The sequence below is a fragment of the Pseudoalteromonas sp. UCD-33C genome (assembly GCF_001306895.1).
Classification (GTDB): Bacteria; Pseudomonadota; Gammaproteobacteria; order Enterobacterales; family Alteromonadaceae; genus Pseudoalteromonas.
The window spans coordinates 128,694-147,159 of record NZ_LJTB01000002.1; the positions used below are offsets into that span (position 1 = coordinate 128,694).

The 18,466-nt window shown below is 42.4% G+C and carries 12 protein-coding genes; 9 read left to right on the forward strand and 3 right to left on the reverse strand.

Going from position 1 to position 18,466, the window contains the following annotated elements; all coding sequences use genetic code 11:
- Nucleotides 1-101: 101 nt before the first annotated feature.
- The gene (locus tag AOG26_RS03845) at nt 102-986 is read left to right on the forward strand and encodes an AraC family transcriptional regulator (protein WP_054561298.1); all 885 of its coding nucleotides are present in this window, start codon (nt 102-104) and stop codon (nt 984-986) included.
- A 27-nt stretch (nt 987-1,013) separates the two neighbouring features.
- Here AOG26_RS03845 and AOG26_RS03850 read toward each other — a convergent pair whose 3' ends face one another.
- Both AOG26_RS03850 and AOG26_RS03855 read right to left on the reverse strand, forming a co-directional pair.
- On the reverse strand, nt 1,014-1,412 hold the full coding sequence (locus tag AOG26_RS03850) for a DUF2750 domain-containing protein (RefSeq protein ID WP_054561299.1): 399 nt from the start codon (nt 1,410-1,412) through the stop codon (nt 1,014-1,016).
- A gap of 85 nt (nt 1,413-1,497) precedes the next feature.
- The gene (locus tag AOG26_RS03855) at nt 1,498-2,079 is read right to left on the reverse strand and encodes a TetR/AcrR family transcriptional regulator (protein ID WP_054561300.1); all 582 of its coding nucleotides are present in this window, start codon (nt 2,077-2,079) and stop codon (nt 1,498-1,500) included.
- Between the two features lie 284 nt (nt 2,080-2,363).
- Here AOG26_RS03855 and AOG26_RS03860 point away from each other — a divergent pair, with 284 nt between their 5' ends.
- The 8 genes from AOG26_RS03860 (at nt 2,364) to AOG26_RS03895 (ending at nt 17,772) form a co-directional block, all read left to right on the forward strand.
- A complete protein-coding gene (locus tag AOG26_RS03860) occupies nt 2,364-3,407 on the forward strand; it encodes an alkene reductase (RefSeq protein WP_054561301.1) in 1,044 nt (347 codons plus the stop codon).
- Nucleotides 3,408-3,619: 212 nt separating this feature from the next.
- A complete protein-coding gene (locus tag AOG26_RS03865) occupies nt 3,620-5,977 on the forward strand; it encodes a TonB-dependent receptor domain-containing protein (protein WP_054561302.1) in 2,358 nt (785 codons plus the stop codon).
- A gap of 56 nt (nt 5,978-6,033) precedes the next feature.
- Nucleotides 6,034-7,161: a sulfatase-like hydrolase/transferase gene (locus AOG26_RS03870; protein WP_054561303.1), complete on the forward strand. Its 1,128-nt coding sequence runs from the start codon at nt 6,034-6,036 to the stop codon at nt 7,159-7,161.
- Nucleotides 7,158-8,219 (forward strand): alkaline phosphatase D family protein, encoded by a 1,062-nt coding sequence (locus AOG26_RS03875; protein WP_054561304.1) that lies wholly within the window; start codon nt 7,158-7,160, stop codon nt 8,217-8,219. The genes AOG26_RS03870 and AOG26_RS03875 overlap by 4 nt, the downstream gene beginning before the upstream one ends.
- Before the next feature lie 153 nt (nt 8,220-8,372).
- Complete coding sequence (gene recC / locus AOG26_RS03880) at nt 8,373-11,696, forward strand: exodeoxyribonuclease V subunit gamma (protein ID WP_054561305.1); 3,324 nt, start codon at nt 8,373-8,375, stop codon at nt 11,694-11,696.
- A complete protein-coding gene (gene recB, locus AOG26_RS03885; protein WP_054561306.1) occupies nt 11,683-15,258 on the forward strand; it encodes an exodeoxyribonuclease V subunit beta in 3,576 nt (1,191 codons plus the stop codon). The genes recC and recB overlap by 14 nt, the downstream gene beginning before the upstream one ends.
- Nucleotides 15,259-15,263: 5 nt before the next feature.
- Nucleotides 15,264-17,330: an exodeoxyribonuclease V subunit alpha gene (recD, locus tag AOG26_RS03890; protein ID WP_235575471.1), complete on the forward strand. Its 2,067-nt coding sequence runs from the start codon at nt 15,264-15,266 to the stop codon at nt 17,328-17,330.
- Nucleotides 17,317-17,772, forward strand: a complete 456-nt coding sequence (locus AOG26_RS03895) for a GNAT family N-acetyltransferase (protein ID WP_054561308.1) — start codon at nt 17,317-17,319, stop codon at nt 17,770-17,772. Before recD ends, AOG26_RS03895 begins: the two co-directional genes overlap by 14 nt.
- On the opposite strand, the gene AOG26_RS03900 is transcribed toward AOG26_RS03895, so the two are convergent.
- Complete coding sequence (locus AOG26_RS03900; RefSeq protein ID WP_054561309.1) at nt 17,769-18,398, reverse strand: trimeric intracellular cation channel family protein; 630 nt, start codon at nt 18,396-18,398, stop codon at nt 17,769-17,771. The two genes, AOG26_RS03895 and AOG26_RS03900, sit on opposite strands and share 4 nt — an antisense overlap.
- Nucleotides 18,399-18,466: the final 68 nt, after the last annotated feature.

The following is an 18,466-nucleotide window of genomic DNA, read 5'->3' on the forward strand; positions in this document are numbered from 1 at the left end:
TGATTTAATTTTTGCCTAAAATAACGAACTGTTACCTAAAATGGTCCTAACCTCAAATTACGGTGATACACTTAATTGAGTATTTCTTAGAGGTAATCTAAATGCGTCAGGCATTAATAGAAGCGGTTAAAGCGATAGCGATCGCAGACGGTAATTTTGAAACGGCGATTCCTGAGTTATTGGTGTTCAGACGAAGCGAAGTTTCTTTACCGATGGCCTGCGTGTATGAGTTAGGTCTGGGTATTAGCTTGCAAGGTGCAAAGCGAGTTGTGTTGGGTGAACATAGTTATGATTACACTGACGGCCAATCATTGGTGACCTCAGTCGATGTGCCTGTAGCTTCACAAATAACGCGAGCTAGTAAAGATCTGCCATTTTACGGCATTTACTTACGCTTAGATGCCCATGAAATCAGCCATATTGTTGCTGAAATGGAGTTTGCTGGGCAAGACAAGTTCCCTAAGCACCAAGCTATGTCGGTGGTTGATACTGACAATGGCCTGCTTGATGCTTTACTTAGGCTTATTCAACTCGACAAAGAGCCTCAATTAAAAGCTAACCTTGCGCCACTTATTAAAAAAGAAATTATATTGCGCCTGTTAAATAGTCCGCACAGCCCTTATTTAAGGCAAATTGTGATGTCTGGCTCTGCCCATCAAAAAATAGCCAAGATCTTATGTTGGTTAAAAGAAAACTACACGAGTCAATTTTCAATTGATGATTTAGCCCGTGATGCGCACATGAGTCCGTCGACATTCAGGTTACATTTTCGTGATGTGGTAAAGATGAGCCCATTGCAATACGTAAAAAACTTACGGTTGCAGGCGGCAAGGCAATTAATGCTGAATGAGCGAATTGATGTGGGCTCTGCGGCTTTAAAAGTGGGTTACGAAAGCCCATCGCAGTTTAGCCGCGAGTACACACGCTTTTTTGGCAAGCCACCGATAAAAGATATTTCGGCACTTCGGTTACAACAAATCGCATAAAAAAGGGAGCGCTTGGCTCCCTTGTACTTAAAATCGTCTTTTTGGCATTCTTAGTTGTGAGTCAAACTCATCGGGGAATAAAATGGTGCCGTCGTCTTGGTCTGTTGGGAATACAGCAATGAGTAAGTCATCTTGCTCAAGGCCGGGTGTCCAGCGACTTAACCAGTCTTTTACAGGGATGGCTTTTGGCGTGCAGTCTTGCCATTCACCGGTTGCCCAGCTTTGGGCAAATTCACGGCTAGGCCACACAGGCACGCAGTCGTCGTCTTCGTTTGAGAGCATGACGCAGCCATGTTCATCATTGAGGATCCACACTTGTTTAAACTCTTGAACCGTTTCAAACATATAAGCGAGTCGTTTCTTAGCGCCTAAGGCGAGTACAGCATCAAATTCAGTTTCAACACGTTTAGCAGTTGCATTATTCATGACAGGCTCACTCTTTTAGTTATACACAGCTACACCTTAATCATAAGGTGATAAATTAATATGACAAGTAAAGTTAATAGCTAAATTAATTTACTAATGCGGCAAATAGATCGTCAGCAAGTTGTTGCAGAGATTTAGGGTCTTGATTTGTCAGCGCATAGGTACGAATACCGTATATGCCCATGACTAAAAAGCGCGCCAACTGTTGAGCTGACTTGCTACTTACAAATTCGTTGTTATTTAGCGCTTTTTGAAGTTGTTCGGCGAGGGCATGCTCATAAGCGTTTAAGTTACCACGCAGTACAGTGCAAATTTGTGGGTCGTTGCCTTCAACCTCAGAAATACTCTTTGTAAGCAAGCACACTTTAGCTACTTCACCTTCAATACATTCATCAACAATCACAGTTAAGTAATGTTTGAGGGTCGATAAAATTGATTGTTGGTCATTAAAAAGGGCAGTAAATTGTTGGTTTCTATCTTTTTGATATTGCTCGGTGGCGGCTAAAAATAAGCCTTTTTTGTTACCATAAGCCGCGTAAATAGAACCCGGGTGAAGGTGAGTTACTTCTTTTAACTTTTGCATACTTGTCTTCGCATAGCCATATTGCATAAAAGCATGCATGGCTTGGCGAAGTACAAATTCAGTATCAAATTCAGCAGTTCTCATTAAAGCTCCTCACGGTATATAATACCAATCCGCAATAATACTTAGTCATTTTGAGGGATTAAACCTGTCGCTACCCGCGTTAAAAATTTCTGATTTAGAACAACTAAATAACGAAATTTTTGCCTTGATATCAACGAGGTTTTCTTGCCTCAAAATAGACCACTTAATTAAGCGAATTGGTATAAACGAAGTTTACGTAATCTTGAACGATTATTCAAAATAAACCTTGAAGTGTGTATGTTTCGCCCTTATCTTGAATGTATGTTCAAGATAAGGATAAAACCATGACAACCGATTTACTTTCTCCGTTTAAATTAAACGACAGCATAGAGCTGCAAAACCGTGTACTAATGGCACCACTTACGCGCTGTATGAGCGACGATAACCTCGTACCTACACAAGCAATGGTTGATTATTATGCACGCCGTGCTGATACTGGCTTAATTATTAGCGAAGCAACGATTATCCGCCCAGATGCCCAAGGTTATCCAAATACGCCGGGTTTATTTACTAGTGAACAAATACAAGGTTGGAAGAAAGTGACCGATGCTGTGCACGCTAAAGGCGGCAAAATGTTTGCTCAGCTTTGGCATGTTGGTCGTGTTGCTCATCCTCACTTTTTTGGTGGTGATGTACTGGCACCATCAGCAATTGGTATTGAAGGTTCGGTACCAAGAATGCGTGAGTTAACTTACGTTACTCCAAAAGCGGCAACCATCGAAGACATCCAAGGTTTGATTGCTGACTACGCAAAAGCGGCGGAAAACGCTATTGAAGCGGGTTTTGACGGGGTTGAAATTCATGGTGCGAATGGTTACTTAATTGATCAATTCTTACACTTTGCTGCAAACCAACGTGAAGACCAATACGGTCAAACACCAGAAAACATGTCGCGTTTTGCTCTTGAAGTCGTTGATGCAGTAGTGGCAGCAATTGGTGCAAATAAAACTGCATTACGTTTATCGCCAGGCGCGTATTTTAATATGACCGAAAGTGACGGTGATAAGGCGGTATTTGATTATCTATTACCAGCCCTTGAAACACGTAACCTTGCGTACTTACATGTTGGTATTTTTGATGACAGCATGCGCTTTGCAAGCTTAGGTGATAAGTCAGCGTCTGAATATATGCGCGGTGCGTACAAAGGTACCTTAGTCGGGGTAGGTAGCTATAGCTTTGAGTCAGCTAATCAAGCTATCGATAACAACCAATTTGACTTAATTGCGATTGGTCGCCCATTCATTGCGAACCCAGATTACATCAGTAAAGTTAAAAATGGTGAAGCGTTAACACCATACAGCGACGAAATGCTGGCTGAACTGATTTAAGCAAACCTAATAATATTGTCCAACCAACAAGCGCTCAGTTAATTTAACTGGGCGTTTTTTCTAATACTTTCTTATTTATTAAACAGTTAAGTCTTAAATCTGCCATGAAAATGCATTAATTGTTTAATTATTGTGTCAAAAATTTTGACCCTAAATGTCATACGCGCTCTGCATACTGTGCCCGCTTTTAAATACGTAACCTTGGAAAAACAATGAGCACAGTAACTAAAAAAACAAAGCTAAGCCTTGTAGTCGCAACGCTTTTAGCAACATCGGCAAATGCAAACACGAATAACGAAATTGAAGAAATTACCGTTGTTGCAAAGCCAACCAGTTATGCAAATAACGTTATTGAACCTGCCATGCTTGAGCAACAAAGTTCAGTATCAAGCGTGTTAGCCGTGATTGATAACCTACCGGGTATTAGCATCAACGAAGGTGATGCATTTGGTGGTGACGATTGGTCAACCACCATTACTATGCGTGGCTTTAGTATTGATGGTAATCAACAGCAATTAGGTATGACGATTGATGGTATTCCTAATGGTGGTTCTAACTATGGTGGCGGTGCAAAAGCAAACCGTTACTTAGACAGCGAAAACTTAGCAACGGTTGAAGTAGGGCAAGGTACTTCTGATATTGCCTCTGCATCACTCGAAGCATTAGGCGGTACTTTCAATTTTGTGAGTGCACAACCGAGTACCGAGCAAAGCACTACGTTTGCTTATACAACGGGCGATCATAATGCTAGCCGCTACTTTGTGAAGCACGAAACCGGCACTGTGTTTGATAACACGCAAGCCTATATCAGCTATTCGCAAACAGATACCAGCCGCTGGATTGGTGATGGCAGCAATGGTGGTAAAGACAATCAGCACATTGAAGCGAAGTTTGTATCAGACTTTAGTGACTTAACTGTAACGGGTCGTGTTTCGTATGATGATGTTCACGAAATTAACTATAACAGCATTAGCATTAGTGAGTTTGAACAAAACCCTGATTGGGATCGTTTAACTTGGAATTGGACTGGCGTGCCGCATTTTGATCAAATGTTTGCTGAGGGCTGGGGTACACTGCGTGAAAATACTCTTGCGTATGTAAAGTTTGATTACGCGTTAAGTGCCACTTCAAACTTAAGCTTGTCGCCGTATTACCATAAAAACTCGGGTCGTGGCGATTGGATCCCGCCTTATTTAACGTCACCTGTTGATGGCGATGGCAACCCAACAACAATTGGCGGCGAAAATGCTGGTAGCTACGGCTTCACCGACAGCGACGGTAACCCACTTGCACCTGCTGCAGGTTGTACGGCAAGTTTAGAGTGGCCATGGTCATCTGGCCCTGGCTTAAACCCTGCCTGTTACCCAGATGATGCTATTCCTGTTATGTCGTATCGTCATACTCACTATAAAAAAGACCGCTTAGGTATGACCGGTGAGTACCAAGTAACTCTTGGTAATCATGATATTGAAGCTGGTTTTTGGTTTGAACAAACAGACCGTGATGAGTCACGTGACTGGCATAAAGTTATTGATGCCCGTATTTATCATCACTTTGACCATACGCCGTATTGGACACAGTATAAAAACACCTTCGAAACAGATACATTCAAGTGGTACGTACAAGACTCAATCAGTTTAGGTGATTTCACGCTTAATTTAGGTGCTAAACAGTACCTTGTTGAGCTTCAGCGTTATAATCATTTTGAAGATGAATACTCAGATAAAATCGACAGTGATTCAGACGTACTTTTCAGCGGTGGTGTGCTGTATCAGCTATCTGCAAGCACAGAGCTATTCACCAGCTACAGCGAAAACTTTGCGGCAATTAAAGATGGTGTACTTGAACGTGATTCATCAACACTGACCGAAATTGAACCTGAAACAGCTGAAAACATCGACCTAGGTGTGCGTTACAGTGATGACCGTTTACGTTTAACGGCAACCGCTTACAGCATCGAATTTGATAACCGTATTACCTTTATTGCTCCGGGCAGTGATACCGATGGTATTGATTACACCATTGGCACGAACGGTTCTTACATCAACGTTGGTGGTATTGAGTCAACGGGTGTGGAGCTATCAGCAAGCTATATGCTGACTGACAAATGGAATCTTTACACATCGTATACCTACAATAACTCTGAGTATCAATCGAACGATCCAAGTGCTTACAACAGCGATGGTGAGCTACTTGAGGATGCATCAGCCAGCTTTAAAGCGGGTGATGAAGTGATTGACTCAGCACAAGATTTATTTGTGGTATCGGCAGACTACTACAGTGGTGATTTCCGCTTTGGTTTATCGGCTAAATACACAGGTGAGCGTTTAGGTGCATGGACTGATGAGCAAACCCGTTCGCGTAATGAGGTTGATGGTTACACCTTGGTTGATTTAAACATTGGGTATAACACCAGCCTTGATTCAGGCGTGTTTAAATCAATCGACCTTGCATTTGTGGTGAATAACCTGTTTGATAAATCATATCTCGCAGGTGGCACAGGTAATGGTTCAACCTACTTTATTGGTGCACCACGTACCGCAGCTTTAACACTGACAGCGCAGTTTTAAGTAATAAGCTAACGTTTAAACAGCCCATCTTTGATGGGCTTTTTTGCAGGTGAAATATGAAAAAATTAATTTTAGCCACGGTGGTGGTAGCGGCATCACTATTAAGCTTAAACAGTAAAGCTGCCGACAATGTTGTGCTCGTTACTCTTGATGGGCTTCGCTGGCAAGAAGTGTTCTCTGGTGCAGATAAAAACCTAATCGATAACACTGATTTTGTTGCAGATACAGATGAACTAAAGGCGCTTTTTTGGCGAGATGACCAAGCACAGCGAACTCAAGCGTTAATGCCATTTTTTAGTGAAACACTGGCAAAGCAGGGCGTTTTGATTGGCGATAGAACTCAAGGCTCATTGATGTCGGTAAGCAACCCGTGGTATTTCTCATACCCAGGTTACAGTGAAATTTTAACTGGCATAGTAGATGAGAATATCGATAGCAACGATAAAGTGCCTAACCCCAATAAAACCATTTTAGAGAGTTTAAATTCTCAGCCAGAGTTTAAAGGTAAAACCGCGCTTTTTGGTAGCTGGGATGTGTTTTTTTATATTGTAAATCGTGAGCGCAGTGGGGTTTATGTTAATGCTGGCTTTGAATCCTTTGATGCAGTGAACTCAGCCGAAGTGACTCTGCTAAACCAAATGCAAAGCGAGATCCCAAGCCCTTGGCACAATGTGCGCCTCGACAGCTTTACCTACCGATTTGCCAAACAATATTTATTAAATAAACAGCCGCGTTTGCTTGTTATTAGCTTGGGTGAAACCGATGACTTTGCCCATAACGGTAAATACGATGCCTATTTAAAATCGGCTAAACAAAGTGATGCGTTTATTCGTGACCTTTGGCAAACAATTCAACAAACACCGGGCTATAAAGACAACACCACAATGATCATCACGACCGATCATGGCCGTGGCAGTCATGCTGATGATTGGCAACATCATAGTTCTAAGCGTGCTTTAGCACGTTCAGAGCAAGGAAAGCAGCGTTTTCCAAACGGCATTGTTGGCTCTGAGCATATTTGGTTAGCAGCGATTGGCCCAGATATAAAAGCAACAGGCTTAATTAAGCCCAAAAATGAGCTTAAACAATCGCAAGTAGCGGCAACTGTGCTGAATATTTTAGGCGTCAACAGTCAGCAAGTTAACCCGAAGATGGCAGCGCCGATTAAGGAGATTTTAAAATGAGTTTCACTCTTCGTTTGTTTAAAAGCGCCTTATCTGGGTTAATGCTCGTTAGTAGTGTGAGTGCGATTGCCGCGCCAAGTAAAATCTTGTTTGGCTCATGTGGTCATCAAGACAAGGCTATTCCAATTTTTGACGCCATCAACAAAGAGAAAGCCGATTTGTTTATGTTCCTTGGCGACAACATTTATGGAGATACCGAAGATATGTCGGTACTTGCCAATAAATATCAACGTTTAGGGCAAAAGCCGGGCTTTAAAACATTACGTGCGAATACACCGATAATAGCCATGTGGGATGACCATGATTATGGCGAAAATGACGCTGGCAGCGAATACCCAAAAAAACAGCAATCACGAAAAATCATGCTCGACTTTTGGCAAGAGCCAGCAGGTTCTGCTCGCAGGACTCGTGAAGATGGTATTTACACTTCGTACACGTACGGTGAAGGTGAGCAAACAGTAAAGGTCATCATGCCTGATCTTCGTTTTAATCGTGCGCCGTTAAATCATGTATCAGCGATGACCTATCAACTTGAGCGTAAACCGGCAAAACAAGGGCCTTATAGTCCAACAACCGATAAAAACGCCTCTATGCTTGGCGAAAGCCAATGGCAATGGCTCGAACAAGAGCTTAAGTCAGATGAAAAGATAAAAATCATTGCCTCAAGCTTACAGTTATTGGCTGATTTTACAGGCTGGGAGTCATGGGCAAATTATCCGGCTGATCGTGAGCGTTTATTTGCGCTTATTAAAAAACATAAAGTAAATGGTGTGATTATTGTCAGTGGTGATACTCACTGGGGTGAGCTGTCTAAATATCAACAAAACCTAGATTACCCGTTATATGAAATGACCAGCTCTGGGCTTACAGAAAAGTGGAAAGATGTTAGCCCTAATAAACACCGTGTGGGTGATTACACTCATGAAGTTAACTACGGCGACTTAACAATCGATTGGCAAAAAGCAGATCCTACCATTCGTATTGCGCTTAAAGGTATTAAGGGTGATGAGATCATGCACACCGAGTTCGCGTTATCGACGATAAGCCCATACCAGTAAATATTGCCAGCTGCGCATATATTTAACACATGCCCGCAGCTCATACCCGTAAACATGGAATAAGCCTTGTTTGCGGGTATTTCTCTCTATCCCATCTAATTAAAATATCTTACACTGTGTCAATTAGTTAGTTTCAAGCAAGGACAGTGTAGAGTGCTGAATATAATTCAATCAAATCGCATGGAAGCACTGCAAGAGCTTTTTCATAAAGTTATTAAAGTTAATCCATTAACGAGTCCCTTTAAAAAAGAAATTGTGCTTGTGCAGTCACCGGGTATGTCGCAGTGGCTAAAAATAGGTTTAAGTGAACACTTAGGGATTGCCGCTCAGGTTGATTTTCCGCTGCCTTCAAGTTTTATATGGCAGCTTTACCAACAATTGCTGCCTGATGTACCCAGTGAATCACCGTATAACAAAGCTAACCTTGCTTGGAAGCTGTTTGCGATTTTACCAAACTGCATTGATGAGCCGCTGTACTTACCACTTAAAACCTATTTAGATGGTGACAGTGAAGGGCAAAAAACCTTTGCCTTGTGCGAGAAAATTGCCGACGTTTATGACCAATATTTAATGTATCGCCCCAATTGGATTGCCACTTGGGAGCAGGGCATCGATGAACTTGATGATGTTGATGTGGGCATTGCGCCATGGCAGCCAGATCTCTGGCGTAAGCTGGTGGCGCATAGTAAAGAACTTGGGCAAAGCCAATATCACCGCGCCAATATGCAAGACAAACTCCTTGCAGCCCTTGAAAAAATGGACGCAAGCCTATTACCTGAGCGCATTAGTTTATTTGGTATTTCTGCAATTGCGAGCAGCCAGCTTGAAGTGTTTCAGGCCATTGCGAAAAAAACGCAGGTATTTTTGTTTTTCTTTAACCCCAGTGAACATTACTGGGGCGACACACTCGATGAGAAAACAGCAGCCAAGATTGCTGCTAAATATGCCAAACGCCCGCAGTTACAAGCGCTTGAAGACAGCGCTAAAAACCCTGATCACGAGTATTTTTTTATTGGTAACCCGTTACTCTCGTCGTGGGGTAAATTAGGACGAGACTATTTTGAGCAGTTACTACAATTAGACGCGCAGTGGCTTGACGGATTCGATAACGAGTTTGATCAAAGCTTGTTATCGCAAATTCAGTCTGAAATTTACCAATTAGCCTTCAAGGGGGAGTCATTAACGCCTGATAAAGAATGGTTTATTAATGACGAAGGCAAATTGCCGATTCAGGCAGACGATACCAGTATTGTGCTGAGCGATTGTCACACGCCACTACGTGAAGTCGAACGACTACATGATTACTTGCTCAATCTATTCAATGAAAATAAAGCGCTAACACCAAAAGATATTATTGTAATGATGCCGGATGTTGGCACATACAGCCCGTATATTGAGGCGGTGTTTGGTGGTGCCGAAGGGCGACGTTTTATTCCTTATGCGTTAGCCGATTTAGCCATAGAACAAGAAAAACCCGTACTTAGCTCGTTTGCCAGTTTAGCTGATTTACCATACTCACGCTTTGGTGTGTCTGACATTCTTGATTTACTGCAAGTTACACAAATTGCCGAAAAGTTTAACCTTGAACCTCATGAATATGAGCAAATTGGCTTTTGGCTTGAACGCGTTGGCGTTAAATGGGGCTTAGATGCCGCACACAAAGACAGTTTTGGCTTACCAGCAATAGATTTAAACACTTGGCAACATGGCTTAAACCGCTTGTTATTAGGTGTTGCACAACGTGATGAACAACTGCCGTTTTCGGGGATTTACAGTGCCGATGAAGTTGAAGGCATGGCACTGAATACACTTAATAAACTCATTGAATTTATTGATGTACTGGCCCGTTATAAAGCCAAGCTTCAAGCTGATGCACCGCTTAACGAAAAGGCAGAAATTCTAAAAGAATTATTAAACGATGTGTACAGCGATGAAGGTGAACAAAGCTGGGATTTATTAGTACTGCAAAAAGTGCTCGATACACTGATTAAGCATTATGACAATGGCGATTACCAACAAGCTGTTTCGCAGCGCATTGTGAGTTACTTGGTTAAACAAGGTATTCAAGAAAAAGGTGTAGGGCAGCGCTTTTTAGTGGGGCAAGTTAACTTTTGTACGTTGATGCCAATGCGCGCTGTGCCATTTAAAGTGGTGTGCATGCTAGGTTTAAATGATGCAGATTACCCGCGTACCGTTCAGCCAATCGGTTTTGACTTAGTTCCATACTCAAAACGCCAAAAAGGCGACCGTTCTCGTAAACTCGACGATCGTTACCTGTTTTTAGAAGCGATTTTAAGTGCTCGTGAGAATTTATACATCAGTTATATTGGCCGTTCTTGCTTTGATAACCAACCAAGAATGCCCTCAACCTTAGTGAGCGAGCTTTTGGAATACATAGCCCGTAGTTTTAAATTTGCTGATCAAGACACTCACTTAAAGCTACCAGAGGCGCTAATTAATTATCAGCACTTACAGCCATTTAACTCGGCTTATTATCTAACAGAGAAAATTGATGACAAGCAAAAAGCAAACAAACCGTTAGCCACACAATTACACAGCTATAACCCTGTGTGGATGCCAACTCAAGCTGTTAACCCTGAGCCACAGCAAGCGCTTAGTGTTCAGCCAGAAAGCAGTGTTGAGTTAACTCAGTTTATTCGCAGTATTTGCCAGCCGCACGAGAGCTTTTATCAGCAAAGTTTGGGTTTACGCTTACCGCAATTTAACGATATCGCTAAAGATGAAGAGCCATTTAGTTTAGACGCATTACGTCGTTACTTTTACCTTGACGAAATTCTTGAAGCTAGCATTCAAGAGCAACCGCTTAACAAAGCGCAAATAATGCAGCGCGGTGAATTACCTCAAGCCCATGTTGGCGATCTTGTGTTTGAAAGTATGCAGCACCGAGTTGATGCGCTTGCTGGGCAAGTGAAAGCGCATATTCAAGGTGATGAAGCATTACCCGTTGAAGTAAATATTAAAATAGCCAACACCACTTTAGAAGGTTGGTTAAATCATATTTATGGTCAAAAACAGGTGTTTTATCGCACCGCCAGTATTAAAGCAAAAGATGTTATTCGCGGCTTTGTGCATCATTTAGCGGCGCAAATAATGGGGCAGCCGGTTGAAACCCTTATTCTTGGTTTAGACAAGCAAATTAGTTTTTCACCCTTGTCAGAAGACGATGCCCGCAGCTATTTAAACAATTGGTTTTCGCTTTATGAAACGCTCTTAACTCGCCCTGTGGCGTTTTTCCCGGTCAGTGGTTACGAGTACATAAAAACAGACAAAGATATGGTTAAAGCAAACAATAAGTTCGCACCGCAATACATAGGCATAGGTGAAGGTGAAAACCCGTATATTCGTTTAACCATAAAGAGCCTTAAAGACTGTGAAGAAGAGTTTATAAAATGGAGCGAGCTGCTGTTATCGCCAATTGTTGAATTAGCACAGGAGGCAGATCATGCAAACGCTTAATCCAATGAGTATGGCGCTGTGTGGGCAAAGCCTTATTGAAGCCAGTGCCGGTACAGGTAAAACCTACACCATCACAGGTTTGTATTTACGGTATTTGTTGGGCTTACAAAAAGCGACCGGTGAAGATGAACAATTAAATACGCCGCTGAGTGTTGAGCAAATACTGGTGGTGACCTTCACTGAAGCCGCAACTCAAGAAATTAAAGACCGTGTAAGGGCGCGTATAATCAATGCCAGAGATGCACTGCTTGGTAAAAAGCCCGATGATGAGCTGATTGAGCAAGTAATTGACGAGGTAACTGACAAACACGCCGCATTTGATTTATTAGACGCCGCGGCAAAGTCGATGGATGAAGCCGCTATATTCACCATTCATGGTTTTTGTCAGCGAATGCTGAAACAACATGCCTTTGAATCCGGCGTGGCGTTTAACTTAGAGTTTATTTTAGATGAGCGAGAGCTTATTCAAGAAACCCTTAATGACTTTTGGCGTGCCTTTGTTTACCCACAATCAAAAGAGCACACCCAAGCAATTACCGATATTTTCCCTGTGCCAGCGTCACTGTATTCACAGGTGGTAAGTCTACTCAATAAACAAGGGGCAACGATTACCCCTGAGTATGACCTTGACGAAATATGGCAAGCGCGCGATAACTTTGTGGCAAAAGTACCAGCATTTAAAACGGCGTGCCGTGAGAGTGAATTTATTAATGCCGTAAAAGCATCTGATTTAAGTGGCTCAAAAACTCCAGGTCGTAAAAACAGCCTTGCAGCGCTTGAAGAGTATATAAACAATGATGAGCTATTTTTTGTATTTGGTACCAGTAAATACTCGTTTGAAGTATGGGGCACAGAAAATTTAAGCGATCCTGCAAATTATAAGAAAAACGGCAGCTTGCTTAGTCATGAAATGCTGGCTCGTTTTGATGAAATGGCTGAACTGAGTAGCCTTATCAATAACGGCTTGAATATTGCGATAGTGCAATACGCAGCTAAATGGGTCGCAAATGCATTAGTTAAACGCAAGCAAGAACAAGGCGTGATCACCCCTGATGACTTATTAAGTAACTTGCATCAAGCGCTTTTAAGTGAGCAAGGCCAAGCGTTAAGTGAAAAAATTGCCGCCTTGTTTCCAGTTGCCATGATTGACGAATTCCAAGATACTGACCCAGTTCAATATGGTATTTTTAGCCGCATTTATGGCATTAAAAACACCACGCTTGCCATGATAGGTGATCCAAAACAGGCTATTTATGGCTTCCGTGGTGCAGATATTTTTACTTATATTGGCGCAAAACAAGCTGTTTCAGAGGATAAGCAATACACCCTAGATACCAACTACCGCTCAAGTGAAGGGGTTGTTGATAGCGTAAACCGTTTATTTGCTAAAAATGCTAATAGCTTTATTTACAACGATGCGATCCCATTTCAAAAGGTTAATGCCAAAGGAAAACAGCAAGACAAAGCGTTTTTAATAAACGGTGAAATGCCAAGTGCGTTTGAATTTTCGGTTTTTGTTGATGAATACGCCGAAGCCAACAACAAGCCAACCAGCAAAGGGGTGGCTCAACAGGCATTGGCTTTGCAGTATACGAAAAAAATTACTGAGCTACTCAAGCAAGCTAATGCAGGCGCTGCAACCATTGCAGGAAAGCCTCTCACGGCCGCTGATATCTGTGTGTTAGTGCGTGACCGAAACGAAGCACAGCTGATGAAAACAGCACTGGCAGAAGCCGCCATTGCCAGCGTGTATTTATCGCGAGATAGTGTTTTTAACCAAGAGCTTAGTCATCACTTACTGAACTTTTTAACTGCATTGCATGGACAGTATGATGAGTCGTTACTGCGTGGTGTGCTAGCCGGGCCATTGTTTTGCTTAAGCTACAACCGCATTTATGAGCTTCATGAAAATGAAAGCGCATGGCAAGAGCATTTAAACTTTTTTGCTCAGCTTGCTCACATTTGGCATAAACAGGGCGCTATGGCGATGCTCGAGCGTTTATTAAGCCATAATCAGCTCGCAGCACGTTGGCAAGGCTTAGGCTACAACGTTGAGCGCTGGCTCACCGATTTCCGTCATTTAGGGGAAATCTTACAGCAAAAGCAAATTGAGCTTGAGGGAACCCACAGATTGCTACGTTGGTTTGCGCAAAAAGTTAGTCAACAAGATGGCGAAGCGGTGCAAGTACGCCTAGAAAGCGATGCTAATTTGGTGAAAATTGTTACTATGCATGCCTCAAAAGGCTTAGAGTACCCGATAGTATTCATGCCGTTTGCCTGTGGCTATCGCGAAAGCAAAGAAGCCCTTTATCATAAAGACGGTAAGCTTATTTATGACCTTGCTAAAGGTGACGACGCAATGCAAAAAGCCGAGCAAGAGCGCTTGGCTGAAGATTTACGCTTACTTTATGTGGCATTGACTCGTGCCGTGCATTTTTGTTCAGTGGGTATGTATAACATTGCCCAAGGTCGCAGTGCTCGCCCTGGTATTCAAAGTACCAGTATCGGCCACGTATTATTTGCAGGGTTAGAGATTAAATCGGGCGATGAATGGCGCGCGTTGTTACAACAATTTTGTGATGGCTCTGCGCACATGCATTATGAGGCGTTTAGCCAAGCAGATGAGCTTGAAAAGTTAACATTTGCTGGTGCAGACAGTGAACAAGCCTATCAAGTTAATACTGTAAAAGCAGACATTCAGCGTGATTGGCGCTCAACCAGCTTTAGTAGCTTAACGCTGAAAAAGCATACTGATCATATTGAGCTTGGTCGCAGTGATGAAGATCACGAAAAAGATGAGTTTTTAGCCCAAAATGCCAATGCTTTAACACCTTACAGCTTCCCTAAAGGCGCAAAGCCGGGTAGTTGTTTGCATGAAATCTTTGAGCAATTAGACTTTACTGACCCTTATGCGTTAAAGCGTCCAGCCACTGAGCAAGACGACCACGCACTTGATAAAGTGATCAAAACGTTATTCGAAAAATACCATATTGACGATAGCTGGCAGGAAATGACCGAGCAGTGGATCCTTGCTGCACTGAATTGCCCATTAAACGATAAAGGGCTTAGTTTATCAGTACTTGAACCTGATACCTGTTTGGTCGAAATGGAATTTAACTTACCGCTGTTATCACTCTCAAGTGATAAGCTTAACCAAGTGTTAGTAAAACATTTTAACTTACCTGGTCAGCTTGATTTTAGTGAGGTGCAAGGCCTACTAAAAGGCTTTATCGATTTAATATTTTGCTGGCAGGGTAAGTATTATATTCTTGATTATAAATCGAACTTTTTAGGCAATAGTGCGACTGACTACCAACATGAGCAACTAGAGCAAGCCATGACCAGTCACCAGTATCATTTGCAGTATTTGATATATACCGTGGCATTGCACCGTTTATTAAAACAACGTATTCAAGATTACGATAGCGATATGCATTTAGGCGGTGTTTACTACACCTTCTTACGTGGTATGAGCGAAGGGCAAGGGGTGTATTTCAATCAGCTAACAAAACAGCAAATAACTGAGCTTGATAGCTTATTCGCACAAGGAGCCATGCTATGAGTCAAATGACATTCGGCTTTGATGACCATGAGCCAAACGAGCCAATGAATAAGCAACCAGAACAACATGCCCAAAGCGATTCAGTGTTGCCTGCTACAGAACTTAAAACACAGCCTTTACTGAGTTATTTGCTGGAGGCAAAACGTATTCGCTTAGTTGATGTGAAACTTGCAGAGCTATTGACTGGCACAGAAACAGTAGCCGGTTCACAAACACTGATAGAGAGTAACGAAGCAGCGCACAGTGAGGTTTTTTACCTGATTTTATTGCTTGCGGCCGCGCAGCAAAGTCAGCACAGCTGTTTAGAGCTCGTGACTATAAACTGGCAAAACCCGTTTGAAATAAGAGAACAAAGTTTAGCTGATGCCAGCATTGCAGCCCCTGATGTTTTAACCCCGTTTGATATGGAATTTGGCCTTGCTGAAGCCGTTGATAAACTAATGAATGCTGAGTGTGTCGGGGACGACAAACCACTGCTATTGTTTGCGAATAAACTTTATTTTGCCCGATTGGCAGAGTACGAAACCACACTGGCTTCGCGTTTACATCATTTAGCAACGAAAGAACTCACACTTGATGAAGCCGAATTAACGTCATTACTTGAGGTGTATTTTCCTAGCAGTGAACATACAACCAACCCAAGCGATCCTATTAAAACATTAAACTGGCAAAAAGTAGCCTGTGCGATTGCCGCAACAAAAGGCTTTAGTGTGATCACTGGCGGCCCGGGTACAGGTAAAACCACCACTGTAACTAAGCTATTGGCCATATTACAATCTTTGTATGCCAGTGCGCCGCTAACAATTAAGCTGGTTGCACCGACAGGTAAAGCGGCAGCGCGTTTAACTGAGTCGATTTTAGGGGCAAAGCAAAAGCTCAGTATGATCCCTGATAATATCGCGCCACTTATTCCTGACAGCGCGCAAACGATTCACCGTTTACTGGGGGTTATTCCGCATACCAATAAGTTTCGCCATAACAAGCGTAATCCGCTGCATTTAGATGTACTTATCATTGATGAAGCATCGATGGTAGATTTATCGCTTATGGCAAAACTAATTGAGGCATTACCGAGTCATGCAAGACTTATTTTACTGGGTGATAAAGACCAATTAGCCTCGGTTGATACGGGCAGTATTCTTAGCGACCTATGCCAAGGGTTAGAGCTTGGCAAAATGCCTGATTACAGCAGTGAAAGAGCGGCGCAGCTTAATCGCGTTTGTTTTAATAAACAGAGCGAGATACCCTCGGCGAGCAGTCATTTTGTACTTAACGATTGTATTGCGTTTTTACAGCAAAGTTATCGTTTTGATGGCAGCAGCGGCATTGGTCAATTAGCTCAAGCTGTAAATACCAATAACAGTGGCTTACTGGGCTATGTTGAGCAAACGATTAATCAAGGTGGCTTTAAAGACCTTAAACTTAATTACAGCGTAATTAGTAAACCGATTGAGCAATTTGTGCAACAAGCGGCGTTGCAATATCACGATTATTTGCAGCTTATCCAGCAAGGGGCAAGTGTTGCCAGTGTGCATAAAGCATTTGCGCATTATCAGTTGTTAGCTGCAGTCAGAGAGGGAGATTATGGTGTAAATAGCCTTAATCAGCGTATTGAAAAAGCACTGGCTCAACAAGGTTTAATCTCGCCATATCAAAGGCACTACGTGGGTATGCCAATTATGATCAGCCAAAACGACTACCAGCTAAAACTGTTTAATGGCGACATAGGTATTTTAATGCACGATGAGCAAGGTCAGTTAAAAGCCATGTTTGTTGATGAGCAAGAAAATATTCGTGCCTTTTCACCCGCGCGTTTACCTGCTCACGACAAAGTGTATGCCATGACAATTCATAAGTCGCAAGGTTCTGAATTTGCTTATACAGCAATGATTTTACCACCAATAAAACAGGCTAATCAGGGCATTAACAGGCAGTTGGTTTACACGGGTATCACCCGCGCGAAAACCACATTTGAGCTGGTGGCCGATAAAAATGTATTGCTCATGGCAATGAATAAATCTGTTACTCGTGCATCAGGTTTATACGATAGGTTAAAACATGAAGCTAGTTAAAGTAACGAGTGACCAACTCAACGAGTTAATGGGTTGGTTTAACTCAGAGGCTGAACTGCGTATTTGGTCTGGGCCATTTTTTAATTACCCATTTGATACGCAAAGCTTTAAGAATGATTTAAACCTAGATGCGCTGAATTCCTACACGTTGATTAATGACGAGGGCCAGATGTTAGGGTTTGGTCAATACTATTTACGTGAAGGTCGTTGCCATTTAGGGCGGCTAGTTATCGCGCCAAGTGAACGTGGTAAAGGTCTTGCAAAAGTGTTGATAAATTTACTAGGAGAGAAGGGTAAACAGCAATTTAACTGCGATAGTTTGTCGTTGTTTGTGTATAGCCACAATAGCCTTGCTAAAACAGCCTATGAAAAACTGGGTTTTATACAAACCCAGTATCCAGCGGACATGCCACTCGATGGTTGTATTTATATGACTTGCTAAGAGCGTTTAAAGCTGCTTTTACGAAACAGGTTAGGTTGCCAGCCAAAGTGTATGGCGCCTAATCTTAAACATACCGTCACAGCAAATGCGCCAATAATGCACCAAATATAACTCACCTCAAGGGTGAATAAAGCCGCGTAAGTTAACCCGCCAGATAAGCAAGCGGTTGAATAAAGTTCTTCGCCCATTACTAAAGGCACTTCTCGGCAGATCACATCACGCATCAGGCCGCCAAAAATACCCGTGGTCATACCCATGGTGATGGCTACAACCATATCTGCGCCGCCAATCAATGCCTTTTCGATACCAATAATGTTGAAAATAGCCATCCCTACGGCATCCATTAATAGCATGGTGGTGTTACTTAAATCGGGTAAGTGACGAATAGATAAAATAGAGGCGAATATGGCTATATAAGTTGCGTACAAATAATCAGGCTGAGCTATCCAAAATACTGGTTTGTTGAGCAATATGTCTCGAAGTGTGCCACCACCCAGAGCTGTGACTGTGGCAACGACCACCACACCAAAACCACCGACACTTTTTTCATGGCCCAGCAAGGTGCCCGAAATAGCAAAAAACGCTACACCGATAATGCTTAAAAAATGAAAGTATTCTGATGTCATGGGGTTTCCTTACCTGTTTATAGTAATCTAACCCTAGCAAAATGAACTTTATTGATGCTGAACAGCTA